Source organism: Microbacterium sp. KUDC0406, assembly GCF_021582875.1.
Taxonomy (GTDB): domain Bacteria; phylum Actinomycetota; class Actinomycetes; order Actinomycetales; family Microbacteriaceae; genus Microbacterium.
In genome coordinates, this window is record NZ_CP091138.1 from 819,383 (window position 1) to 842,626 (window position 23,244).

Sequence of the window (23,244 nt, forward strand, 5' to 3'; positions counted from 1 at the left end):
CCTCCGGCTCGCTTTGCGACAGGGTGCGGCATCCGGTAAAGTAGTCCCTTGGTGCGCGAGCCCGGTCGTCCCCACGGGATGACGGGGACAAGTCCTGCATCCGCATCCGTCGCCAGGGCGACGATCGCAGGCAACAGTCTTCCCGTGAGAGATTCCGGAGCCCCAGGGCTCCCTGACGAAACAGGTACGAAGTGGTTTACGCAGTTGTGCGCGCCGGTGGGCGGCAGGAGAAGGTCGAGGTCGGCACGATCGTTCAGCTCGACCGTGTTCAGGCTGCCCAGGGCGAGAAGATCGAGCTGCCGGCTGTGCTGCTCGTCGATGGCGCAACGGTGACCACCGACGCCGACAAGCTGGCGAAGGTCAAGGTGACCGCCGAGGTCATCGGCAACCTGCGCGGCCCGAAGATCGTCATCCAGAAGTACAAGAACAAGACCGGCTACAAGAAGCGCCAGGGGCACCGTCAGGAGCTCACGCGCGTCAAGATCACCGGCATCAAGTAAGCACCAAGAGGAGCTGAGAAATGGCACACAAGAAGGGTGCGAGCTCGACCCGCAACGGTCGTGACTCCAATGCACAGCGACTCGGCGTGAAGCGCTTCGGCGGCCAGGCCGTAGGCGCCGGCGAGATCATCGTCCGCCAGCGCGGCACGCACTTCCACCCCGGCGTCAACGTCGGCCGTGGCGGGGATGACACGCTGTTCGCCCTCGCCGCCGGTTCGGTGGAGTTCGGTGCGAAGGGCGGCCGCAAGGTCGTCAACATCGTCGCCGCCGCCGAGTAGGCTTCGACAGGCTCAGCCACCGATCGGGTGGCCTCCGGACGGGGCGGGCTTCGGCTCGCCCCGTCCGCGTATCCGCCCGCAGACGGGCCACTGAACTCAGAGGGAGGACCGACATGGTCACGTTCGTCGACACCGTGACGCTGCATGTGCGCGGCGGCAAGGGCGGCAACGGCTGCGTGTCGGTGCGCCGCGAAAAGTTCAAGCCGCTCGCCGGGCCCGACGGCGCGAACGGCGGAGACGGCGGCGACGTCGTGCTGGTCGCCGACCCGCAGACCACGACTCTGCTGTCGTACCACCACTCGCCGCATCGACACGGTGGCAACGGCGGCTTCGGCATGGGCGACATGCGCTCCGGCGCGGCGGGGGAGCACCTCGAACTGCCGGTCCCGGTCGGAACGGTCGTGAAGGACCCGTCCGGCGACGTACTGCACGACATGATCGTTCCGGGGGAGCGCTACGTCGTCGCCGAAGGCGGACGCGGAGGCCTCGGCAACGCGGCCCTCGCCTCGCCGAAGCGCAAGGCGCCCGGCTTCGCCCTGCTCGGCACGCCCGGCTACGAGGGCGACGTCGTCCTCGAGCTGAAGACGGTGGCCGACGTGGCGCTCGTGGGCTTCCCCTCGGCGGGGAAGTCCAGCCTGATCGCCGCGATCTCCGCCGCCAGGCCGAAGATCGCCGACTACCCGTTCACCACGCTGCATCCGAATCTCGGCGTCGTGCAGGCCGGCGAGAGCCGGTTCACGGTCGCCGACGTGCCCGGGCTGATCGAGGGCGCCAGCGAGGGCCGCGGGCTCGGGCTGGACTTCCTGCGGCACGTCGAGCGGTGCTCGGCGCTGCTGCACGTGCTCGACTGCGCGACTTTGGAGCCGGGCCGCGATCCGCTCAGCGATCTCGACGTGATCCTGGCCGAACTCGCCGCCTACGAGGTCCCGGAGGGACAGGTCCCGCTGCTGGAGCGTCCGCAGCTGGTGGCGCTCAACAAGATCGACGTGCCCGAGGCCCGTGACCTCGCCGACCTCGTGCGCCCCGATCTCGAGGCGCGCGGCTTCCGCGTGTTCGAGATCTCCTCGGTCTCGCACGAGGGCCTGCGCCAGCTCACGTTCGCTCTCGCGGACATCGTCGAGAAGCACCGAGCCGAGCTGGCCGTCGAGGTTCCCGCCGAGCGCATCGTCATCCGTCCGAAGGGCGCGGAGGCGGCCTTCCAGGTGCGTGTCGAGGGCGGCACCTACGGCAACCTGTACCGGATCCTCGGCGAGAAGCCGTGGCGCTGGGTGCAGCAGACCGATTTCCAGAACGAAGAGGCCGTCGGCTATCTCGCCGACCGCCTGGAGCGCCTCGGCATCGAGGACGCCCTGCTCAAGGCGGGGGCGACCGCGGGCGCGACGGTCGTCATCGGCGAGGGCGACGGCGTCGTGTTCGACTGGGAGCCCTCGATCGCCTCGGCCGCCGAACTGATCACCACGCCGCGCGGTCTGGACGCCCGCCTCGACCCGAACACCCGCCGCACGACGAGTGAGCGTCGCGAGCGCTACCACGAGCGGATGGATGCCAAGGCGGCGGCTCGCGCCGAGCTCGAGGCAGAGCGCATCGCGCTGAAGGACAACGCCGCTCAGCACGGCAGCGACGGCGAATGACGGTCCGCGCCCGCGACGGACTGGCCACGGCCGAGCGCATTGTCGTGAAGGTCGGCTCGTCGTCGATCAGCGGTGAGGCGGCCTGGCGCATTCCGATGCTCGTGGACGCCCTGGCCGCGGCCCACGCGCGTGGCACCGAGATCGTGCTGGTCTCGTCGGGGGCGATCGCCAGCGGCATCCCGTTCCTCTCGCTCGACGCCCGGCCCACAGACCTGGCGACCCAGCAGGCGGCGGCGGCCGTCGGGCAGAACGTCCTGGTCTACCGCTATCAGGAGGCTCTGCGTCCGTTCGGGATCATCGCGGGGCAGGTGCTGCTCACCACGGGTGACCTGGACAATCCGACCTCGCGCAGCAACGCCCGGCGAGCCGTGGAGCGGATGCTGGGCCTGCGCGTGCTGCCGATCGTCAACGAGAACGACACGGTCGCGACCCAGGAGATCCGGTTCGGCGACAACGACCGCCTCGCGGCGCTCGTCGCCCAGCTGGTGCAGGCAGACGCGCTCGTGCTGCTCAGCGACATCGAGTCGCTCTACACGAAGCCGCCCACGGACCCGTCTGCGGAGCCGATCGACGTGATCGCCGCGGGCGCTGATCTCTCCGGCCTCGAATTCGGAGCGACCGTGGTGAACAGCGTCGGCACCGGCGGCGCCGCCACCAAGGCGTCCGCGGCGCGGATGGCGGCGGCTTCCGGCATCGGCGTGCTGGTGACCAGTGCAGACCTCGTCGCCCAGGCGCTGCAGGGTGCCGAGATCGGCACCTGGTTCGAGCCCGCGCTTCCCGATCGTTGAGAGAGCGTCTTCCTCCCGGTCGTTGAGCGAGCGAAGCGAGACGAAACGCCTTCAGCCGACGTGAGAGCGTTTCGTCTCGCCCCTTCGTCGCTCGCTCAACGACCAGCGGGGGCGTCACAACCGCCTTCGGCGCGTCCGCCCGCGGATAGGCTGACCCCATGAGTGCCGACACCCTCACCGACACCGCTCAGGACCGCCTGGTGCGCGCGAAGGACGCGTCCCGCGAGGTGGCCCGGCTCACCAGTGGCGACAAGGCGCGCATCCTGCATGCGATCGCCGATGCGATCGAGGACGAGTCGCCGAGGATCATCGCCGCGAACGGCGAGGACATCGCCCGGGGCGCGGCCGACGGCATCGGCGACGCCCTCATCGACCGGCTGCGACTGGACGAGAGGCGTGTCGCCTCCCTGGCATCCGCCGTCCGCGACGTGGCGGCTCTGCCCGACCCGATCGGCCGGGTCGTCGGCGGGCATCGGATGCCGAACGGCGTCGCCCTCGAACAGGTGCGGGTCCCGTTCGGGGTCATCGGCGCGATCTACGAGGCCCGGCCCAACGTCACGGTCGACATCGCCGCGCTCGCCCTGCGCGCGGGCAACGCCGTCGTGCTGCGCGGCGGCAGCGCGGCCCGCAGCTCGAACACGGTGCTCGTGCAGGTCATGCGCGACGCTCTGCTCGCGCAGGGCGTGACGCCCGAGGCGATCCAGACCGTCGACGACTTCGGACGCGACGGGGCGAAGGCGCTCATGCACGGGCGGGGATTCGTCGACGTGCTGGTGCCGCGCGGCAGCGCCGGCCTCATCCAGACGGTCGTCACCGAATCGACGGTGCCGGTGATCGAGACCGGCGCCGGGGTGGTGCACATCGTCTTGGACAGCACGGCTCCCGAGGACTGGGCGCGCGACATCGTGGTGAATGCGAAGGTGCAGCGCCCCAGCGTGTGCAACGCGGTGGAGACCGTGCTCGTGCTGAGGGATGCGGCGGCGCGGCTGGTCCCTGTGGTCGCCGGCGCGCTGCAGGCGCAGGGCGTGACGGTGCACGGCGATGCCGCGACCGCAGCTCTTGCCGCGGACATCGTGCCGGCGACGGACGAGGACTGGGCGACCGAGTATCTCAGCCTGGACGTGTCGATGCGCGTCGTCGACGATCTCGACGACGCGCTGGAGCACATCCGGCGCTACAGCACCGGGCACACCGAGTCGATCATCACCACCGACGTGCGCAACGCCGAGCGGTTCCTGTCCGAGGTCGACTCCGCCGTCGTCATGGCCAACGCGTCCACGCGGTTCACCGACGGTGCGGAGTTCGGGTTCGGTGCGGAGGTGGGCATCTCCACTCAGAAACTGCACACCAGGGGCCCGATGGGACTCTCCGAGCTGACCAGCACGAAATGGCTCGCGCGAGGGGCGGGTCAGATCCGCGCCTGAGCACTAGACTGGGGTGGTCTTTCTCCGCGAAGCGGGGAACCCGGTCAGAAACGGAGTCACGATGAATCTCGTCGCACAGGTCGCGATGGCAGCAGCAGAGACGGAGCACCACGGCAACATCGCCGCCGAGACCGTCATCTTCGGCATCATCGCCGCGGCGGTGTTCGCAGCGCTCGCTCTCGTGACGCTCTCGTACAAGAACGTCGCGAACCGCCACTCGGCCAAGGCCGAGGCCTATGCGCAGCGCCACGGCAAGGACGGTCACAAGGCGGGGCACGGCCACTGAGGCCACCTTCCACATGGAGACATCCACTCGACGCGCTCCGCGCATCGGCGTGATGGGCGGGACCTTCGATCCGATTCATCATGGCCACCTGGTCGCGGCCAGCGAGGTCGCCCACTCGTTCGATCTGGACGAGGTCGTCTTCGTGCCGACAGGGCAGCCGTGGCAGAAGAAGGATGTCTCGCTGAGCGAGCACCGGTACCTGATGACGGTGATCGCGACGGCCTCCAACCCTGATTTCACCGTCAGCCGCGCCGACATCGACCGCGACGGACCGACGTACACGATCGACACCCTGAAGGATCTTCAGCGCGAAAGGCCCGATGCTGAGCTGTTCTTCATCACAGGTGCGGATGCCGTAGCGCAAATTCTCAGTTGGAGAGACCATGATGAGTTGTGGGACTTGGCTCATTTCGTCGCCGTCTCGCGCCCAGGGCACGTCCTGAGCACGGACGGACTCCCGAGTGACGATGTGAGCCAGCTCGAGGTTCCGGCGCTGTCGATCTCGTCGACGGACTGCCGGGAACGGGTGCGCTCCGGCGAACCCGTCTGGTACCTCGTTCCCGACGGAGTCGTCCAATACATCGCGAAGCATCATCTGTATCGGAGCAGGGCATGAGTACATCGGATCAGAACGGAGGGGCACCGCTGACGCGCAAGCAGATGCGGGAGCTCCGGCTGACCGGTTCGACGCCGGTCATCGAAGAGGCGGCCGCCGAACCGGCGGCCCCTGTCGCGCCCGTCATCCCGCGCGCTGCGGAGCCGGCGCCGGTCCCGCCGGCACCCGTGCCCGATGCAGCGGTCGACCTCGGCACGACTCCGCTGACCCGTCGTCAGGCTCGTGAGCAGGAGCGCATCCGGACCGCATCCGTCCCGGTGATCGCCCCTGTGCAGCTGAACGAGCCGATCGCCGCGCAGGTGCCGGCGACGATCGGCGCCGGTGGCGCGCCGGCCGCAGCCCCGGTGGCCCCGACCAGGGAGCCGCACCCCGAGATGGTGTCCGAACTGCCCGACTTCCCGGTGGCCGAGACGACCAGCGCCCCCGAGCCTGCCACGCCCCGGCGGACCGGCCAGGACGCCCTCGCCGCGATCTTCGAGACCGCGGCGCCCGCACAGCCTGCCGCTGCCGAGGAATCCGCTCCCGAGGAGGAGCCCGCTCCTGTCGATGAGGTGCCGCAGGCGCCCGGTCACCAGGCGGCTCCCGCGGAGACCTCCCGCACCCAGGTCAACCCCGACTTCGGACGCTCGGTCACGGAGCAGCCCTCCAGCATCCCGGCGTTCTCCGGAACGTTCGACGACATCGTCGGCGACTCCGCCGGTTCCCAGCACTCCGCGCCGAGCGCGCTGATCTTCACCCAGGGCCCGACCGAGGCCTCGCTGTCGGGTCCGGTCGCCTCGACGGGTGAGGTGCTCGTGACCGGCTCCTATGAGCTTCCTCGCGGCATCGGATCGCAGGGCCACGCCGTAGGTGCCGCTGACGGCAAAGAGGTGGACGCCGTGCTCATCGACGGCGAGCTGCCGGCAACCTCGTCGCCCACCCCGATCGCCGCGAGCTCCGCGGTGAGCACCTCCAAGCCCGCCGGCGAGGTCATCCGTCCTCCGGCTCCCGAGAAGGGCAACCGCCTCATGATGACTCTGGCGATCGTCGCCGGTGGTCTCGCGCTCCTGCTGGGTGCCGCGCTGATCATCGCCTTCAGCACGAACGTGTTCGGCTGATGCAGGCATTCGAGAACTCGGTGCAGATGCTGCAGGTCGCCGCGCAGGCCGCGATCGACAAGGGCGGAGAGGATCTGGTCGCCCTCGACGTCTCCGAACCGCTGCCGCTGGTCGACATCTTCCTGCTCGTCACCGGTAACAGCGAGCGCAACGTCGCCGCCATCGCCGATGAGGTCGAGGACCGCCTGCTCGAGGCGGGGCACCGGCGCGTGCGCCGGGAGGGCCGCGCCGAGGCGCGCTGGGTGCTGCTGGACTTCGGCGACCTCATCGTGCACGTGTTCCACTCCGAGGAGCGCACGTACTACGGCCTGGAGCGCCTCTGGAAGGACTGCCCGACGGTTCCGATCGCGGCGGCCGAGCCGATCGAACGCGCCTGACGATGGCCGTCCACCTCGTCACCGGCGCGGGATCGGGGATCGGTGCCACGCTCGCGCACCGGCTTCAGCAGCGCGGTGACGAGCTCGTGCTGCTGGCGCGGGATGCCGGCAGGGCACGTCAGATCGCCGCGGAGTTCCCCGGCGCATCGATGCTCGTCGGCGACCTCGCCCAGCCCGAGAGGCTCTCGTGGGCGCTCTCGAAGCAGACGGTCCCGGAGCGGATAGACGGGGTCGTGCATGCCGCGGGCGTCGTCGACCTGGGTCCCGTCGGCGATCTGCCCGTGGCGCTGTGGGAGCAGCAGCTCGCCGTGAACCTCACAGGACCGGCTGAGCTCACCAGGCTGCTGCTGCCGGTGCTGCGCGTCTCGCGGGGACAGATCGTGTTCGTCAACTCGGGCGCCGGCCTGCACGCGCACGCCGGCTGGTCGGCGTACGCGGCCTCGAAGCACGGGCTGAAGGCCCTCGCCGACGCGCTCCGCGAGGAGGAGCGCACGCACGGCGTGCGCGTCACATCGGTCTTCCCCGGCCGCACGGCCACACCCATGCAGGAACGGGTGCACCAGCAGGAGGGGCAGGAGTACCGACCGGAGCGGTTCATCGATCCGGAGTCCGTGGTGTCGGCGATCCTCACCGCTCTCGATCTTCCGCGCGACGCCGAGATCACCGACCTCACGGTGCGCCCGGGCGGGTGAGCGCGAAACTCCCGGGATGCCCCTCCGATTCGCGTGCGTCCGGAATCGTGTTGTAAGCTGAACGGGTTGCCGCGGAGAGATCCACGGCGATTCTGGGCCTGTGGCGCAGCTGGTAGCGCACCTGCATGGCATGCAGGGGGTCAGGGGTTCGAGTCCCCTCAGGTCCACCATAAGAGTCTTACTCGAATCACGGTCATCGTAGATGCCGGTGAGGACTGCTTCAGTAAGTTCCGATAGATCTGGCGCCAAGAGACCGTCCGTGTGGGCGGTCTCTCTTGGTTTCGACCCTGTCTGGCGCGGACCCGGCTTGAGCGCTTGTGCCGGCCGCTGAGCGCCCCAGATCGGCGGCGTAGGCCGTCCGGCCCCGGGGAGAAGCGCGGCCGGGCGTATCGGGCGGGCAAGCCTCTCCTCGAGCTGCGAGATGAAGTCGGCCTCGGGCGAGCCCGGAAGCACGTCGACCCGTTCCCGTGACGCTCAGTCCGTACCGACCGCCTTCACCTGCGCAAGAACGTCGAGGATCGCTGCGACGACGGCGGCGGGCTGTTCCTGGGGAATCAGGTGCCCGGCGTCCGGCACGACCTTCACCCGTCCGCGGGGTTGCCTGCGAGCACCCGCTCGGCCTCCCGGTTGAACTCCTCGCGGAACGCGCGCGGCGCCTCGCCGTTCTCGATGCGGCCGCCCTGCAGCGCGACGACGGGGACATCGGGCAGCCCTTCCCGCTCCCAGACTTCGAGCGCGGGCCGCACGGCGAGCACCTCCTCCATCTCGCGCAGGCCGGTGCGCATCGCGCGGGGCGAGACATAGTCGCGCACGGTGACGGCGATGTCGTCGGGGAGGTACTCGGGAGCGAAGCCGCGCGGCAGCACCAAGCGGACGAGGGCCCTGCGCACGCCCAGCCGCGCCAGCAGGGCGGTGATGCGGAAGGAGATGCCGCCCAGCACGACCTGCTTGCGCACGGCGGTGATCGCCGCGAGCGACCCGTCGACGAGCACGACCCCGGCGACGCGGGCGGGGTGATGATGCGCGAACGCGCGCACGATGGGAGCGCCCCAGCTGTGCGCGACGAGGATCACGGGGCAGGTCTCGCCCACGGCGTCCAGCACGCCGCCGAGGTCGTCGGCCATCCGCTCGAGCGTGCGCGGCTGCGGGTCGTCGTCGCTGCCGGCGTAGCCGGAGCGGTCGTACGCCAGCGTGCGGGCGTGGGCACTGACGGCCCGCTGCACGACGAGCCATTCCCAGGCAGATGCCGTCATCCCCGCCTCGAAGGCCACCAGCGGGCCGGTGCCGCCGCCCGCGACGACCGTGCGGATGCGGCGCCCGTCGGCGAGTCGCACGCTGCTCTCGGTCAGTCCCTCACCGGGATCGAGCGTCTGAGGCCGGTCAGTCGCGCTCATTGTCGTCACCTCTCATGCGTTCCACACATCCGGGCGGACCAGTGACCATTCCTGTGCCGATTCGACCTGCGCCGCCAGTCGCAGCAGGTCGGCGTCAGCGCGGGGCCGGCCGACGAGCTGCACCGACAGGGGCAGGCCGCCGTCGGCGAATCCGGCGGGCAGGGCGAGAGCCGGCTGCCCGGTGAAGTTGACCCATGGCGTCGGGCACGACCAGTCCAGCATGGACGTGAGCACCTGCTCCAACCCACCCTTCAGGAAATGCCCGATCGGCACCGGGGGCCGGGCGGTGGTGGGAGTGAGGGCGACGTCGATACCGTCGAACGCCGCCAGGAAGGCACTCGCGTACGCGGCCAGTCGCGCCTGCGCAAGCAGCACCTCCGCGGCGGCCATCCCCTGTCCCTCTCGTATGAGGTGCTGGGTGAGGGGGCTGAAGAGCCCGTACCGCTCGGGCGGCGTCATCGTGGTCGCCGACATCGCCACAGCGTAAGTCAGCCAGACCCTCAGCGCCTCGACGACATCGGCGTCCAGGCGGGCGGGAATGGGAAGCTCGCGCACGTCGTGGCCGGCGCCGCGCAGCAGCTCGGCGGTGGTGCGCACGGCGGCCGACACCTCGGCATCCTCATCGACGCCGTCGAGCCCGGTCTCTGTCCACACCCCGATGGTGAGGGGGTGCCCGAGCGGATGCTCCAGCCCGGCTGCGAAGCCCGCTTCGGCGCGCCAGCCGTAGATGTCTCCCGGCCAGGACTGAGCCATGGCGTCCAGCAGCACGGCGGCGTCCTCAACGGTGCGGGCCAGCGGCCCCTCGGTTCCCATCGCGAGGAAGGTGGAGGCCGGGGCGATGCTCACCAGCCCGCGACTGGGTTTGACGCCGACGAGGTTGCAGGTCGCAGCGGGCGTGCGGATGGAGCCCGCACTGTCGCTGCCGTGCGCGAACGGCAGAAGTCCGGCCGCCACCGCCGTCGCCGCCCCGCCCGACGAGCCACTGGAGTAGCGGGTGGTGTCGAAGGGGGTGACGGCGGCGTGGTCGGTGACGTAGTTCTCGGTGTAGCAGGTGGACCCGAGCTCGGCGGTGCTCGTCTTGCCGACAACGACGGCGCCGGCGCCACGCAGCAGTCCGACCGTCCACGCATCCCTCGGCGGCACGAGGTCCGCCAGCGCGGCGGAACCGGCGGTGGTGCGGATGCCGGCGGTGGCGTGCAGATCCTTGATGCCCAACGGGATGCCGGTGAGCGTGCCGCCCTCCCCGGCCGCAAGCTGTTCGTCGGCGCGGTCGGCTTCAGCGAGTGCCGATTCCGGAACGACGGTGACGAACGCGCCCAGAGGTCCGGCGAGCCGGTCGATACGGTCGAGGTAGTGCTCGGTGAGCTCCCGCGAACTCACCTCCCGGTCTCGCAGCGCGCGCAGCTGGGCAGCGGCGGTGAGATCGTGCAGCGCGCTCACGAGGCCACCGTTCGTGTGCTCATCAGGCCGTGCACGATGTCGGCGAGGGCATCCAGCTCATCGAGGGTCATCACCTGCCGCCCGACCAGGCGGCGGTGCATCAGCGGGCCTTCGAGCAGGTCGCCGAGCATGGCGGGTTCGGGCATCTCGACGAGGTCGCCACGCTGTACGGCCCGCACGATCGCATCGCGCAGCGGCTGCGCGCGCTGCACGGTCATGGTGCGGAAGGTGCGCTCGGCGTCGGCATCCAGATCGGCCAGGACGCCGATCGCGACCTCGAGCCAGTCCGACGACCACGACTGCCACAGCGCGCCGAGGTAGGCGCGGAGGTCGCCGCGCAGCGTTCCGGTGTCGAAGTCGGGCACCGGGGCAGATGCGCGGCCATGGCGGCCGTGACCAGCTGCGCCTTGGTGCTCCATCGGCGGTAGATGTCGCTGCGGTGCCCGCCTGCCCGGCTGGCGACCCGGGCGAGGCTCAGCGCGGCGTATCCCGCCGTGGTCACCTCGTCCCACGCGGCCTGCAGCAGCCGCTGCTCCAGCTCGGCATCTCGCGCGCGCCCCATCTCAGCCCTTTCGTCAGTCGCTACAGCTTGTAGCTGTTCACATTATGCCGGGCGACGGAGAGCCGCAAGACACGGAAAGATTCTCCTTGTGTATCTCGCCGTATCGATCTAGTTTGAGCTACAACATGTAGTGCAATGATCGTGGGCATCCACAAGACTTCCCGCGAGCGGCGCGGTCGGGATCCACGTAGTCCGGCCCGCGGACAACGGGAGGCAAGGCTCACGAGGCCTCTCCCAGAACGAATCGATCGTGGCCGATGACGGCCACAGCCAGTAGGTGCGCCGCACCGTGGCTTCGCGGGGATCCGATCGAAGCCCGCTCGCGGGTCTGCAGAGAGACGACTGAGATGACGGAAATCACCGGAGCGCCCGCGGACGTGCGCCCACACCCGCCAGGACACGCACGGGAGCCGTCGTGCTGCTCGTGCTGACCTCCGCCCTGCTGCTGATGGACACCAGCCTGATCAGCCTCCTGATCGAGCCGATGCGGCGCGACCTCGCGTTCTCGGATGCCGAGCTCGGTCTGCTGCAGGGCGCGTTCCCCACACTCGCGTTCGCCGTGTGCGCGCTGCCCATCGGCCTGCTCGTCGACCGGATGAACCGGGTGCGGATGGTGCTGATCGCCCTGGTCGTGTGGACGATCGCGCTGCTGCTGATCATGGCGGCGCCGGGCTTCTGGATGCTGGCGGTCGCCAAGGTGCTGATCGGCTGCGTGCAGGCCGTGCTGATCACGGCGCCGTTCAGTCTGGTCGCCGACCTCTCCGAGCGCCGTCGGCGCAGCGCCGCGGTCAGCGCGCTGGTGATCGGCCAGTCCCTCGGAGGGGCGCTGGGGTTCGCGCTCGGCGGCATCGTCTTCACGGCGATGTCCTCCGTGGTCGACAGCGAGCCGTGGCGATTCACGATGCTGGCGTTCGCAGCGATCGGGCTGCTGCTCTTTCCGTTCTTCCTGCGCATGCGCGAACCGGCGCGCACCGAGACTGAGGGCGACATCCGCACCGCGCGGGCGCTGTTCCACGAACTCGGCGCCACGCCCGGGTGCTGTGGCCGCTGTTCGTGGGCTATGCGTTCGCGCAGGTGGCCGCCTCGCTGCTGCAGGTGTGGGCGGCGCCCGCGCTCATGCGGGGATACGGGCTGAGCGAGCTGGACGTGGGCAATATGATGGGCGCCGTCCTCCTCGTCGGCGGTATCGTGGGCGCGCTGGTGGCCGCCTGGCTGATCGAGCTGCTGCGGCGGCGCAACCGCCGCGGGGCTCTCGCGATCGGCATCGGCTCAGCGCTGCTGGGCGCGGCGGGCGTGATGGCCCTTATGCCGGACGGCGTCAGCGCGGTGATCGTGTTCGGCGCCGGGGTGGCGGCGAGCGCTTTCGTCGGCACGGCGGTGCCCGCGTTCCTCATGCTGTACCTCCCCAACGAGCTGCGCGGTCTCGCCGGCGGCGCACTCATCCTGTTCAGCGTCGGCACGGGCGCCACGATCGGCCCGAGCTTCGTCGCAGCGGTGTCGGGGATGCTCGGCGGAGACGCCTCGCTGGCTCTGGCGATGGCGGCGACCGGCAGCTGCGCGGGCATCCTGGCCCTGCTCTTCTTCGCGCTGCTGGCACGTCTGACCCGCGGTCACGGCGCGGTGGCGGCAGACGACGCGGCCGCGGATGCCGTGGGGCAGCCGCATCCCGTGGCACCGGCCGCCGCCGTGGCGCCGTCGGGGCCGGCGGAATGACAGCCGGGCAGACCGAGAACGCGGGCTGGCAGCGCCGCCTCGAGGAGCTGCTGCCCCGATTCGGCGTCGTCGGCGCGCAGTTCGGGCTGCTCCGACTGGACGACGACGGCCGGCCCGTCACCCGTGTGACGGCGTCCGCCGGACTCGCCGATGCCGAGCACGCGACGCCGGTCACCCTGGAGACCTGCTTCGAGATCGGCTCGATCACGAAGATGTGGACGGCCGCCGTAGTGCTGCAGCTGGTGGCGGAGGGGCGGCTGCCGCTGGACGCGCCGATCCGGGAAGTGCTGCCGGAGTTCGCGCTGCAGGATGCGGATGCGGCGGCGCACGTGACGATGCGCACCCTCCTCGCCCACACCTCCGGCATCGAGGGCGACGTGTTCGCCGACACCGGCGCGGGCGACGATGCGATCACCGGATATGTCGCGGCGCTGCGTTCGGCGCGCCTCCTGCATCCGGTCGGCGCGCGTTTCTCGTACTGCAACGCCGGATACGTGGTCGCCGGGCGGGTCGTGGAGCGGTTGCTCGGCATCCGTTGGAGCGACGCGATCGACGAGCGCATCATCGAGCCGCTGGGGCTCGCGCACGCGAGCGCCGATGGGCAGGGGCCGGCACGGCGCCCGCACGCCGTCGGCCATATCGGCGGCCCGCACGGTCCTCGTGCGGCGACCGGGCGGATCCCGCCGTCCCTCGCTCCCGCGGGCCTGATCACCGCGAACGCCGAGGACCTGCTCGCCTTCGCCGCAGCACTGCTGCCGAAGACATCGTCGTTCGGCGGGCGGAGCCTGCGTGAGGGCGCGGCCCTGTTCACCACGCAGGTCGACCTCCACGACGTGCAGGTGACCACCACCGGCTGGGGGCTGGGGGCGATGTGCGAGGACTGGGGCGGCGCTGATGCATGGGGACACGATGGCGCCACGCTCGGCCAGCGCGCGTTTCTGCGCATGATCCCCGACCATCATCTGGCCGCCGTCCTGCTGACGACGGGAGGGCGCCCGGACGGCCTGTTCCGCGCCCTGTTCGCACAGGTCGCGGAACGGCATCCCGGCCTCGCGCTTCCCGCACCGCTGACAGCGACCGGTCGCGCGCCGGCGCCCGCGCGCGCTTACGGCTTCGACGATGTCGGGGCGATCGTCTCGAACGATGCGGACGGCGCCCTGCTGACCCTGATCGACCCGTCCCCGACAGGGGGCGCACCGCAGCGCTCGACCATCGAGCTGCACGGCTCCACGACGCCCGGCGTGTGGGCATGGACCACGCCCGACCTGGACGGCTGGGCCGCCTTCCGCCCGGTCGATGCGGGCGCGTATCTCGGGCTCCGCTTCCTGCCGGCCGTGTGATCTCAGATGCGGGTCTGGGCTGATTCGCGCGTCTCGCGCATCTACGGCGGGGCGACCGAGATCATGAAGGAGATCGGGCTTCTCCCATTTCAGCTCAGTCCTGATCCCACGGCAGCTTGACCAGCGGCAGGATGTACATGCGGCCGAGGATGGCGGTCGGATGCTTCGCCATGAACTCTGCGGCCTCCTCGATCGAGTCGGCGGTGATGAGGTCGTAACCCGCGAACCACTCCTTGAACTCCGGGAAAGGGCCGTCGGTGATAAGGGTCTGGCCGTCGCGGACGGTGACGGACTTCGCCATCTCGGGGCCGGCGACGGGATCGCCCTCGCCGAGTCGGCCGGCGGCATTGCCTTCGGCCTCCCAGCGCTCGAGGATCGCCCGGTCCTCGGACTGCGGGAGTGCGGTGCCGGTGGGGTCGGACATGTGGATGACGAGGTACCTGCTGCTCATGTGCGTTCTCCATTCGATGTTGCGAGTTGATTGCGTCGGCGGATGAGGTGCGCGGTCTCGGCCGTGTTCCCGGCCAGGTCGATCGCGCGGTCGTAGGCGGTACGCGCGTCGGCGGAGCGGCCGGTGGCACGCAGCAGCTCCGCCCGCGTGACGTGGAACGCGTGGTAGCCGCCGAGCGTGTCGGCGAGCCGGTCGACGATCGCGAGGGCGACGTCGGGTGAGTCGTGCTCGGAGACGGCGATGGCCTTGTTGAGCGTGACGATCGGGCTCGGGTCGACCTCCTCGAGCCGGGAGTAGAGGGTCACGATGCGCGCCCAGTCGGTGTCTCGAGCGTGCGGGGCGGCGAGGTGAACGGCGTTGATCGCGGCGAGCAGCTGATACCGGCCAGGGCGAGTGCGCGCGTCGTCGACCTGTGAGTCGAGCAGCTGCAGGCCCTCAGTGATGAGCGTCCTGTCCCAGGCGCTGCGATCCTGTTCATCCAGGCGCACCAGCTCGCCGTCGGCCGAGATGCGCGCCTGGGCGCGGGCTTCGGTGAGCAGCATCAGCGCGAGCAGCCCGAGCACCTCGGCGTCGTGAGGCAGGAGTTCGCGCGTGAGCCGGGTGAGGCGGATCGCCTCCGAGGTCAGTTCGCGCCGGATCGGGGGCGCGTCGGGGCCGGAAGCGAGGTATCCCTCGTTGAACACCAGGTACAGCACCGTGAGGACGCTGTCGACGCGAGCCGGGAGATCCTCCGCCCTGGGAATCGTGAAGGGGATGCCGGCGGCCTTGATCTTCGCCTTCGCCCGGGTGATCCGCTGGCCCATGGTGGTGTCCTGCACGAGGAAGGCATGGGCGATCTCGGCGACGGTGAGCCCGCCGATGATCCTCAGAGTCAGCGCGACGCGAGCGTCCAGCGAGAGCGCCGGGTGGCAGCAGACGAACAGCAGTCGCAGCCGGTCGTCCTCGACCACTCCGATCGGGTCAGCCGGTTCCGGATCCTGCAGCATGAGCGCCTCCCGGTGCTTGTCCGCGCGGCGCGCCTCGCGTCGCAGCAGGTCGATCGCCCTGCGGTTCGCGGTCGTCGTCACCCACCCGGCCGGGTTCGGCGGCACGCCGTGGACGGACCAGTTCTCGACGGCGGTCGCGAACGCGTCCGCGGTCATCTCCTCGGCCAGGTCGAGGTCGCCGAACCGTCGCGTGAGGCCGGCGACGATCCGCGCCCACTCCTCGCGATGCGTTCGCGTGATCGCCGCTGCCACGTCTGGTGTGCTGTCCCGGCGTGGGGTCATCATCTTCCTTCGCTTCTCGACAGTGTGGTGCGTCGCTTCACCTGTTCTACGAGTGGGCTTCGCGGGTTCCGACATTCTTCCGGAAGACACGTCGGAACGGCGTGCGTGCGAGCGCTCGGATCTGCTGTGCTCCGGCTGTCACGTCCACGAACGGACGGCGATCGGTTCGACACCCGTAGTCTCGGCGGCTGAGTCGTCGCACTAGGCTGGAGCACGCTGCTCTGCGCGGGACCACGCGGGATCGGCATGGTTTTCAGGGATCTTCGGGAGCAGCGTGACGGGTACTCGGGTCGAGGCCGCCTATCTGCGCGCACTCGCCGCGTTCAAGACGCCGACCCTCGACCTGCTGCACGGACGCTACGCGCCGTTCGTCGTCTCGGCCCTGAGCGTGATGTTCTCCGCCGACCGGCCGACCGTGGCGGTGGCCGATGCGCACGTCGAGGTCGGGGAGATGCTCGACCGGCTCCGGGCCGACGGCTACGAGGACGACCGCAGGCGGCTGCCTGCGGCATCCGGTCGTGAGGTGTGCCGGTACTGGGTGAGGGTCGGCTGGCTCGGTCAGCAGATCGACGGCGAGACCGAGGTGTACCGCCTGACCGCGCACGCTGTGCGCGCGCTCGAGATCGCCGACCTCACCGGCGGCGGCTCGCGCGTCTCGAACTCGCGGGTGCGCACCCTGCTCGAGGCGGTCGAGCGCCTGGCAGGCGATGCCGACGACGACCCGGCCAGGCGACTGAAGCGCCTGAAGGCCGAGCGCGACGCGCTCGACGCCCGGATCGCCGCCCTCGAGAACGGCCCCGCCGACCCCGTGCCCGACGACGAGCTGCTCGAAGAGGCCGAGAACGTCCTGCTTCTCTCCCGGGGTCTCCCGGCGGACTTCACCCGCGTCGCGGAATCGATCAAGGCGATGCAGCGCGACGTCATCCGAGACCTGCGTCGCGACGAACGGCCCACCGGAGAGGTGCTGCGCGAGTACCTGCTGCGCGGCCAGCAGGTCCTGCAGTCCACCCGGGAGGGCCAGGCGTTCGCCGGCGCCCTGCGCCTGATCGGTGACCCGGAGCGCATCGACGCCCTCACCGAGCAGCTGCACGGTCTGCTCTCGCGCCCCTTCGCCGAGCTGCTGGATGCCACGCAGCGCACCGAGCTGGACATGATCGGCCGCCGCATGGAACTCGGCGTACAGGAGGTGCTCACCGCACAGCGCCGCGCCTCGCACGTGATCGCCGGGCAGGTGCGCACGCACGACCCCGCGCGCGACCGCCAGGTGGACGAGCTGCTGCGCGACGCGATCGCGGGTCTCCAGGCGTGGACCCAGACCCGCACGCCGGAGACTCCGGTCGATCCGCTGCGCCGCCTTCCGGTCGCGCACATCGGGCACCTTCGGCAGTCGCTCGGCGACATCCGCCCTCCGGGCTCGCCCGCGGCACTGTCCTCGCAGGGGCAGGACGTCGAGTTCCAGGGCGACGACACCCGTGCCTGGGGCGGCCCGCACTACGCGGAGCTCGAGGCGTACGTCGCGGGACTCGGCGACACCTTCGACCTCGGTGAGGCGTTCGAGGGCGCCGCCGACATCACCCGCCGGCCGGTCGACCTGCTCGGCCTGCTCGAGATCGCGCACCGGGGCGCCCTCGAGAGCGGCGACGGAGTCTCGATCGTCGAGACCGTGCGCCCCGACGGCTCCGCACGACGGTTCGCCTTCGAGGCCGTGACCGCGCACGCGAGGAAGGACTCGGAATGACCAGTGACAGCACAGAGGAAGCGGGCTTCATCGCTCCCGTCGCCATGGAGGACGACCTCGCGGAGCTGTTCCCGGGCGACCGCGGCGTGCTCGACCCCGAGGTGCGTCGCACACTCGCCCTCGTCCTGCACCGCCGGTTCCTGCTCGCGGAGCGCAACCGCCAGGAGTGGCGCACGCTGCTCGACAACCAGACGGTGATCGAGTCCCGGCTCAACGACCTCTACATCCGCCTCGTCGTCGACCACGAGCACGGTCTGGCCTACAAGCAGCAGATCCGCATCGAGGAGCTCGACATCCCGATCCTGCTGCGCGACACGCCCTACACGCGCTCCGAGACCCTCGTGCTGGTGCACCTGCGCACCGTCTACGAGAGGGAGAACGTCGCAGGTGAGGCCGCACCGCGCATCGACATCGAAGACGTCGAGCAGACCGTGCTCAGCTACTTCACCGACGCCGACGGCGACATCTCGCGGCGTCAGAAGGCCGTGCGCGACGCGATGCGCAAGCTGTCGAACGACGGCATCGTCAGCGAGGAGACCACCGGTCGCTACCGGATCGGCCCGCTCGTCGAGGTCGTGCTCAGCGCTGAGAAGCTCACCGAGCTGCGGGACTGGCTGCGCGAGACCGCCGCCGAGCGGCTCGCGGGCCCGGATGCCGAGGCAGTCGACGACTTGCACGCGGACGACGCGACCGAGGAAGCCCTGGAGGACGCCCTTTCATGACGATGATCGACACCCTCTTCGGTCTCATCCCCGAGGCCTCGCGCGGACAGCAGTGGGTCGCCGAGGATCTGCAGCTGGTGAACTGGGGCGGCTACGACGGCGGCCCGCACCGCGTGCGGTTCTCGCCCGCCGCGACCCTGCTCTGCGGTGGATCCGGATCCGGCAAGTCGACCCTGATGGACGCGTACATCGCGCTGATGATGCCGCACACCACGCCCTTCAACGGCGCGTCCAACGGCGGCGTGACCGGCCGGCCGCGCGGCGATGAGCAGCGCAACGTGCTCTCCTACGGCCGCGGGAAGCTCGACGAGACCCGCACCGAGGAGGGCACCAAGGTGCAGGTGCTCCGCGGCGACGGGGAGGACACCTGGACAGCGATCGCGATGACCTGGCGTGATCACGACGACTCCCGGTTCACGGCGGTGCGCGCCTGGTACATCCCGGCCGGCGCCCGCGTGCTCGAGGACACCGTGCGCGTGCGCGCGACGGCGAACGCCGCCTTCGACCTCGCCGAACTCGAGAAGGCCGCCGCGCAGCGGCTCACCGACGCATCCGTGCGCGCCGCGGGACTCGAGCCGGTGGGTACCGACCGCGAGTTCTCGGCGCGACTGCACTCGGTGCTGGGCATCGGCGCCGCCGGAGCGGGGGCGAACGCGATGAGCCTGCTCGCCCGCATCCAGGCCGGCCAGCAGATCACCACCGTCGACGACCTGTACAAGCGACTCGTGCTCGAGGAGCCCGAGACCATGCGCACGGCGGATGCCGTGGTGCAGCACTTCGACGAGCTGGAGAGCACCAAGCAGCGGATGCTGATGGCCCGCCAGCAGGTCGCCGCACTCGAGCCCATCCGCGACCTGCGCCGACGCATCGAGGACGCCGCCGAGCGCATGACGCTGATCGACGCCGTCGGCGTCTTCGGCGATCCGTCCTCGATCGCCTCGCTGTGGAAGGCGGAGCGGCGGATGGATCTGCTCCGCGAGGTCGAGGACGAGCTGCGCGACCGGCGGCGCGAGCTCGACGCCCAGGTGCGCGAGAAGCGCGTGCAGGCGGATGCCGGCGGAGTCCGAGCACGACGGCCTGCGCGACCTGCTGCGCGAACGCGGCGGCGACCGGCTGGAGACCGCCCAGCGCGAGCTGCGCGGAGTGGAGCGACGACTCGACGAGGCCCGTGCCCAGCGCGCGCGGCTCGAGGACGACCTTCGTGTGCTCGGCGCCGAGGCGGGCAGCCGCGCCGAATTCGAGAAGATCGTCAGCCGCGGTCGTGCAGTGCTGGCCGACGCGGATGCCAAGGGCAGCGCACGGGAGACGTGGGCCGAGGCACGGCGCACCCGCGACGGGCTGCGCAGCGAGCTCGCCCGACGCGAGCGGGCGCTCGACGAGGCAGCTGCGTTCTCCGGCAACATCCCGGCCGATCTGTACCGCTCGCGCGAGCTGCTCGCCGAGGCGGCCGGCCTCGAGCCGCACCAGCTGCCGTTCGTCGGCGAGCTGATCGAGGTGCGCACCGAGTACGAGCCGTGGCGCGAGGCGTTCAACCTGGCTCTCGGCGGCTTAGCCACCACCGTGCTGATCGACAAGGCCGACCTCGACCGCTTCCGCACCGCCATCGACGGCGTGCGCACGCCGCGCCGGCTCACCTACCAGGGCGTGCACACCGGGCTGCGGGCCAGCGGCGGGGGAGCGGCGGACCGCCTGCCGGGCCGGCTCGACTACCCCGACACACCGTTCACCGGCTGGCTGCAGTTGCGCCTCGGCGAGCGTTTCGACTTCGTGTGCGTGAACACGGCGGCGGATCTCGCCCGGCATGAGGCTGCGCTCACGATCACCGGGCAGATGTCCCGCGGCGACCAGGGCGCGCACGGCGGCCACGGTCGGGCGAACGTGCTCGGCTTCTCGAACCGTGCCCGGCTGCGCGAGCTCGAGGCCGCCGTGCGCGAGCTGGAGCCCGCGCTGGAGCGGGCCGCTGCCGAGGTCTCCGCCGCGGAGACGGCGCTGGACCGCTTCGATGCCGAACGCGCGGCATTCGCGCGGATCGTCGACGTCGCCTGGGAGAACGTCGATGTCGACACGCTGACCGCCGAGCAGCAGCGCTGGCGTCGTCTCGAGGCCGAGATCGGCGAGGAGAACCCCGACATCGCCGGCATCGCCGCGCAGATAGAGAAGTCCAAGCGCCTGATCGTGCGGCTGCGCGAGGAGATCGGCGCCGCCACGGCGGAGCGTCAGCTGGTCGAGGAGAGCTGGGGCCGGGTCACCGACGACGTCGACGCCGGGCAGGCGCTGATCGACGAGGCCGCCGGATCCGGCCGCTCGGTCGACGCCGAGCAGGCGCACTACCTCGATGAGCGCTTCGCGACTCCGGCATCCGCCAAGGCTGCGCCCTCGGTGCTGCTGGAGCGCTTCGACGGCGCTCTGGGCACGGCGGGCATCAGGCTGACCGAGGACCGCGCCGCGGCGTTCGACGCGCATCACGAGCAGCGCGAGGCCATGCGCCGTCTGATGAGCGGCTTCCTGGAGCGCTGGGAGAACCCGAACCTGCTCGCCGACCCCGACCTCTACGTCGACGACTTCGAGAACATCCTCACGGCGCTCGAGACGAGCGGACTGCACAGGCTCGAGAGCGAGTGGCGCGACAGCCTGGTGCACCTCTCCGGCAATGACCTCACGAGTCTCGACTCCACGCTGGGCCGCGCGCTGCGCGAGATCCGCGAGCGCATCGAGCCGATCAACCGCATCATGCAGGACCTGCCGTTCTACGACGACCACCACCGTCTGCAGATCACCACGCGGGAGAGCCAGTCCGAGGCGCGTAAGCGCTTCCGCCGCGACCTGCGCGAGGTGCGAGGGCTCATCGAGAACGCCTCGACCGACCAGGAGCGTGAACACGCCTACAAGCGGATGTCGCGTCTGATCGGGCACCTGCGGCGCTCCGCGCCGGACTTCGCCGACCTCATCGACGTGCGCAACCACGTGCGGGTCAGCGCCGAGCGGGTCACGGTCGACACGAAGCAGCACGTCGCGCTCTACGACCACATCGGCGAGAAGTCCGGCGGCGAGTCGCAGGAGCTCATCGCGTTCATCGTCGGCGCAGCTCTTCGCTATCAGCTCGGGGATGCCGGTGCCGAGCGTCCCCGGTACGCCCCGGTGTTCATGGACGAGGCGCTGATCAAGGCGGATGCCCACTTCACGAAGCGCGCGATCGGCGCCTGGCGGGGCCTCGGCTTCCAGCTCGTGATCGGTGCGCCGAACGACAAGTACAGTGCGATCGAGCCGCACGTCGACGTGGAGTACGACATCCTCAAGGACACCCAGGGTCGCTCCTGGGCGAGGCTCAAGGTCGCGCTGCCGGAAGAGCCTCACCCCCTGACCCGGAACTGAGCACCACCATGCCCCTCGCACCCTCCGCTCCCGCATCCACCGCGTACCGGCTGCCCAACGGGCAGGTTCCCGCACTCGCCGTGCTGCGGCATCCGCGACTGCTGAGCACCGAGGTGCTCGCGGGCATGGTCACCACGCTCGCGCTCATCCCCGAGGTCATCTCGTTCTCGCTGATCTCGGGCGTGGGCCCCGACGTGGCGCTGATCTCCTCTGTGACGCTGGCCATCGCGATGTCGTTCCTCGGCGGCCGGCCGGCGATGGTCTCGGCCGCGGCCGGATCCGTCGCGCTCGTGATCGCTCCGATGGTGGCTGCGCACGGCACGGGGTACGTCCTGCCGACGGTGCTGCTCACCGGCGTCCTGCAGGTGCTGTTCGGGGTGTTCGGCCTGGCGCGGCTGGTCCGCTACATCCCGCGCTCGGTCATGATCGGCTTCGTGAACGCGCTCGGCGTGCTCATCTTCGTGGCACAGGTGTCGCACGTGATCGACGTGCCGTGGATGGTCTACCCGCTGTTCATCGCGACGATCCTCATCGTCGTGCTGCTGCCGAGGATCACCACCGCCGTGCCCGCACCGCTGGTCGCGATCGTGGTCGTCACGGCCGCGGCGATGGTCTTCGGGCTGGGCGTGCCCACGGTGGGCGACGAGGGTTCCGTGAGCGGGGGACTGCCGGGCCTGACGCCGTGGACGGTGCCGTTCGACCTGACCACACTGCAGATCATCCTGCCCACCGCCGTCGGCGCCGCGCTGGTCGGCCTTCTCGAGAGCCTGCTGACCGCGAAGCTCGTCGACGACCTCACCGACAGCCGCTCGTCGAAGTCGCGCGAGTCGTGGGGACTGGGCGTCGCGAACATCCTGGCGGGACTCTGGGGCGGGGTGGCCGGCTGCGCGATGATCGGCCAGACCGTCGTGAACGTGCAGCTCGGCCGGGCGCGAAGCCGCGTCTCGACGGTGATCGCCGGGCTGTTCCTGCTGCTGCTCGTGGCGGTGCTCTCTCCGGTGATGGCGGCGATCCCGATGGCCGCGCTGGCCGCCGTGATGATGGTCGTCGCACTCCGCACGATCGACTGGCACAGCATCCGACCGGCCACGCTGAAGCGGATGCCGCTCTCGGAGACCGTCGTGATGCTCGTCACCGTCGCAGTGGTCGTGGCAACGGGCAACCTCGCGATCGGCGTCGGGGCCGGCGTGCTGCTGGCGCTGGTGCTGTTCGCCCGCCGGATCGCCCACGTGACCTCCGTCGAGCGGGAGATCGTCGAGGGCGGCGCCGTGGCGCACTACCGCGTTCTCGGCCCGCTCTTCTTCGCGTCGAGCAACGACCTCGTCGACAGATTCTCGTACGTCGACGATCCCGCGCGCATCGTGATCGACCTGAGCGGCTCGCACGTGTGGGATGCGTCCAGCGTCGCCGTGCTCGACGCGGTCGAGACGAAGTACGCCGCCCACGGGGCGACGGTCGAGCTCGTCGGGCTCAATCCGCACAGCCGGGCCTTCCACGGAAGACTGAGCGGTTCGCTGGACGGCTCGGCCTGATCACCGGCCCGTTGCGCGCCCGC

General features: G+C 70.5%; 24 protein-coding genes, 1 tRNA gene and 2 pseudogenes. 19 read left to right on the forward strand and 8 right to left on the reverse strand.

Annotated elements, in window-relative coordinates; translation table 11 throughout:
- Positions 1-191: 191 nt before the first annotated feature.
- From rplU to L2X99_RS04245, 11 genes are all read left to right on the forward strand, one after another.
- Entirely contained in the window at positions 192-500 is a 309-nt protein-coding gene (rplU, locus tag L2X99_RS04195; protein WP_067200357.1) for a 50S ribosomal protein L21, read from the forward strand.
- Between the two features lie 20 nt (positions 501-520).
- Positions 521-778 (forward strand): 50S ribosomal protein L27, encoded by a 258-nt coding sequence (gene rpmA, locus L2X99_RS04200; protein WP_236124942.1) that lies wholly within the window; start codon positions 521-523, stop codon positions 776-778.
- 113 nt (positions 779-891) lie between these two features.
- On the forward strand, positions 892-2,409 hold the full coding sequence (obgE, locus tag L2X99_RS04205) for a GTPase ObgE (protein ID WP_236135672.1): 1,518 nt from the start codon (positions 892-894) through the stop codon (positions 2,407-2,409).
- On the forward strand, positions 2,406-3,197 hold the full coding sequence (proB, locus tag L2X99_RS04210; protein ID WP_236124940.1) for a glutamate 5-kinase: 792 nt from the start codon (positions 2,406-2,408) through the stop codon (positions 3,195-3,197). The genes obgE and proB overlap by 4 nt, the downstream gene beginning before the upstream one ends.
- Positions 3,198-3,355: 158 nt before the next feature.
- Positions 3,356-4,621: a glutamate-5-semialdehyde dehydrogenase gene (locus L2X99_RS04215; RefSeq protein ID WP_236124939.1), complete on the forward strand. Its 1,266-nt coding sequence runs from the start codon at positions 3,356-3,358 to the stop codon at positions 4,619-4,621.
- A gap of 61 nt (positions 4,622-4,682) precedes the next feature.
- The gene (locus L2X99_RS04220; RefSeq protein ID WP_236124938.1) at positions 4,683-4,907 is read left to right on the forward strand and encodes a hypothetical protein; all 225 of its coding nucleotides are present in this window, start codon (positions 4,683-4,685) and stop codon (positions 4,905-4,907) included.
- A 13-nt stretch (positions 4,908-4,920) separates the two neighbouring features.
- Positions 4,921-5,523, forward strand: a complete 603-nt coding sequence (nadD, locus tag L2X99_RS04225) for a nicotinate-nucleotide adenylyltransferase (RefSeq protein ID WP_236124937.1) — start codon at positions 4,921-4,923, stop codon at positions 5,521-5,523.
- Positions 5,520-6,620: a hypothetical protein gene (locus L2X99_RS04230; protein ID WP_236135673.1), complete on the forward strand. Its 1,101-nt coding sequence runs from the start codon at positions 5,520-5,522 to the stop codon at positions 6,618-6,620. Before nadD ends, L2X99_RS04230 begins: the two co-directional genes overlap by 4 nt.
- Positions 6,620-6,997, forward strand: a complete 378-nt coding sequence (gene rsfS / locus L2X99_RS04235; protein ID WP_236124934.1) for a ribosome silencing factor — start codon at positions 6,620-6,622, stop codon at positions 6,995-6,997. Before L2X99_RS04230 ends, rsfS begins: the two co-directional genes overlap by 1 nt.
- 2 nt (positions 6,998-6,999) lie before the next feature.
- Positions 7,000-7,689, forward strand: a complete 690-nt coding sequence (locus L2X99_RS04240) for an SDR family oxidoreductase (RefSeq protein WP_236124933.1) — start codon at positions 7,000-7,002, stop codon at positions 7,687-7,689.
- 94 nt (positions 7,690-7,783) lie between these two features.
- Positions 7,784-7,859: transfer RNA gene (locus L2X99_RS04245), tRNA-Ala, on the forward strand.
- 304 nt (positions 7,860-8,163) lie between these two features.
- On the opposite strand, the gene L2X99_RS18490 is transcribed toward L2X99_RS04245, so the two are convergent.
- The 5 genes and pseudogenes from L2X99_RS18490 to L2X99_RS18495 all read right to left on the reverse strand — a co-directional run.
- A complete protein-coding gene (locus tag L2X99_RS18490) occupies positions 8,164-8,274 on the reverse strand; it encodes an alpha/beta fold hydrolase (protein WP_442923497.1) in 111 nt (36 codons plus the stop codon).
- Complete coding sequence (locus tag L2X99_RS04250; protein ID WP_236135674.1) at positions 8,271-9,083, reverse strand: alpha/beta fold hydrolase; 813 nt, start codon at positions 9,081-9,083, stop codon at positions 8,271-8,273. The genes L2X99_RS18490 and L2X99_RS04250 overlap by 4 nt, the downstream gene beginning before the upstream one ends.
- 12 nt (positions 9,084-9,095) lie before the next feature.
- Positions 9,096-10,523 carry an amidase gene (locus tag L2X99_RS04255; protein ID WP_236135675.1) on the reverse strand — a complete coding sequence of 476 codons (1,428 nt, stop codon included), beginning with the start codon at positions 10,521-10,523 and terminating at the stop codon, positions 9,096-9,098.
- A complete protein-coding gene (locus L2X99_RS04260) occupies positions 10,520-10,888 on the reverse strand; it encodes a TetR-like C-terminal domain-containing protein (RefSeq protein WP_236124930.1) in 369 nt (122 codons plus the stop codon). The genes L2X99_RS04255 and L2X99_RS04260 overlap by 4 nt, the downstream gene beginning before the upstream one ends.
- 35 nt (positions 10,889-10,923) lie before the next feature.
- Positions 10,924-11,085, reverse strand: a pseudogene (locus tag L2X99_RS18495) (TetR family transcriptional regulator); the annotation flags it as partial.
- Positions 11,086-11,500: 415 nt separating this feature from the next.
- On the opposite strand from L2X99_RS18495, the gene L2X99_RS17800 reads away from it, so the two are divergent.
- From L2X99_RS17800 to L2X99_RS04270, 3 genes are read left to right on the forward strand one after another with little or no spacing between them, the layout of a single operon-like run.
- Entirely contained in the window at positions 11,501-12,220 is a 720-nt protein-coding gene (locus tag L2X99_RS17800) for an MFS transporter (protein WP_268928548.1), read from the forward strand.
- Positions 12,160-12,798, forward strand: coding sequence for a hypothetical protein (locus tag L2X99_RS17805; protein WP_268928549.1), 639 nt, complete (start codon positions 12,160-12,162; stop codon positions 12,796-12,798). The genes L2X99_RS17800 and L2X99_RS17805 overlap by 61 nt, the downstream gene beginning before the upstream one ends.
- Entirely contained in the window at positions 12,795-14,138 is a 1,344-nt protein-coding gene (locus L2X99_RS04270) for a serine hydrolase domain-containing protein (protein WP_236124928.1), read from the forward strand. The genes L2X99_RS17805 and L2X99_RS04270 overlap by 4 nt, the downstream gene beginning before the upstream one ends.
- 94 nt (positions 14,139-14,232) lie before the next feature.
- Here L2X99_RS04270 and L2X99_RS04275 read toward each other — a convergent pair whose 3' ends face one another.
- On the reverse strand, positions 14,233-14,589 hold the full coding sequence (locus tag L2X99_RS04275; protein ID WP_236124927.1) for a YciI family protein: 357 nt from the start codon (positions 14,587-14,589) through the stop codon (positions 14,233-14,235).
- Positions 14,586-15,932 (reverse strand): RNA polymerase sigma factor, encoded by a 1,347-nt coding sequence (locus L2X99_RS04280; RefSeq protein WP_236124926.1) that lies wholly within the window; start codon positions 15,930-15,932, stop codon positions 14,586-14,588. The genes L2X99_RS04275 and L2X99_RS04280 overlap by 4 nt, the downstream gene beginning before the upstream one ends.
- Before the next feature lie 199 nt (positions 15,933-16,131).
- On the opposite strand from L2X99_RS04280, the gene L2X99_RS04285 reads away from it, so the two are divergent.
- From L2X99_RS04285 to L2X99_RS18130, 3 genes and pseudogenes are all read left to right on the forward strand, one after another.
- Complete coding sequence (locus L2X99_RS04285) at positions 16,132-17,595, forward strand: DUF3375 domain-containing protein (protein ID WP_236124925.1); 1,464 nt, start codon at positions 16,132-16,134, stop codon at positions 17,593-17,595.
- Entirely contained in the window at positions 17,592-18,317 is a 726-nt protein-coding gene (locus L2X99_RS04290; protein ID WP_236124924.1) for a DUF4194 domain-containing protein, read from the forward strand. The genes L2X99_RS04285 and L2X99_RS04290 overlap by 4 nt, the downstream gene beginning before the upstream one ends.
- A 2-nt stretch (positions 18,318-18,319) precedes the next feature.
- Positions 18,320-18,496, forward strand: a pseudogene (locus L2X99_RS18130) (ATP-binding protein); the annotation flags it as partial.
- A gap of 218 nt (positions 18,497-18,714) precedes the next feature.
- Here L2X99_RS18130 and L2X99_RS18135 read toward each other — a convergent pair.
- The gene (locus tag L2X99_RS18135; protein ID WP_329608196.1) at positions 18,715-19,116 is read right to left on the reverse strand and encodes a hypothetical protein; all 402 of its coding nucleotides are present in this window, start codon (positions 19,114-19,116) and stop codon (positions 18,715-18,717) included.
- Between the two features lie 251 nt (positions 19,117-19,367).
- Between L2X99_RS18135 and L2X99_RS04295 the strand changes: the two genes are divergently transcribed.
- Both L2X99_RS04295 and L2X99_RS04300 read left to right on the forward strand, forming a co-directional pair.
- Complete coding sequence (locus tag L2X99_RS04295) at positions 19,368-21,689, forward strand: ATP-binding protein (protein ID WP_329608128.1); 2,322 nt, start codon at positions 19,368-19,370, stop codon at positions 21,687-21,689.
- Positions 21,690-21,697: 8 nt separating this feature from the next.
- Entirely contained in the window at positions 21,698-23,221 is a 1,524-nt protein-coding gene (locus tag L2X99_RS04300) for a SulP family inorganic anion transporter (protein ID WP_236124922.1), read from the forward strand.
- Positions 23,222-23,244: the final 23 nt, after the last annotated feature.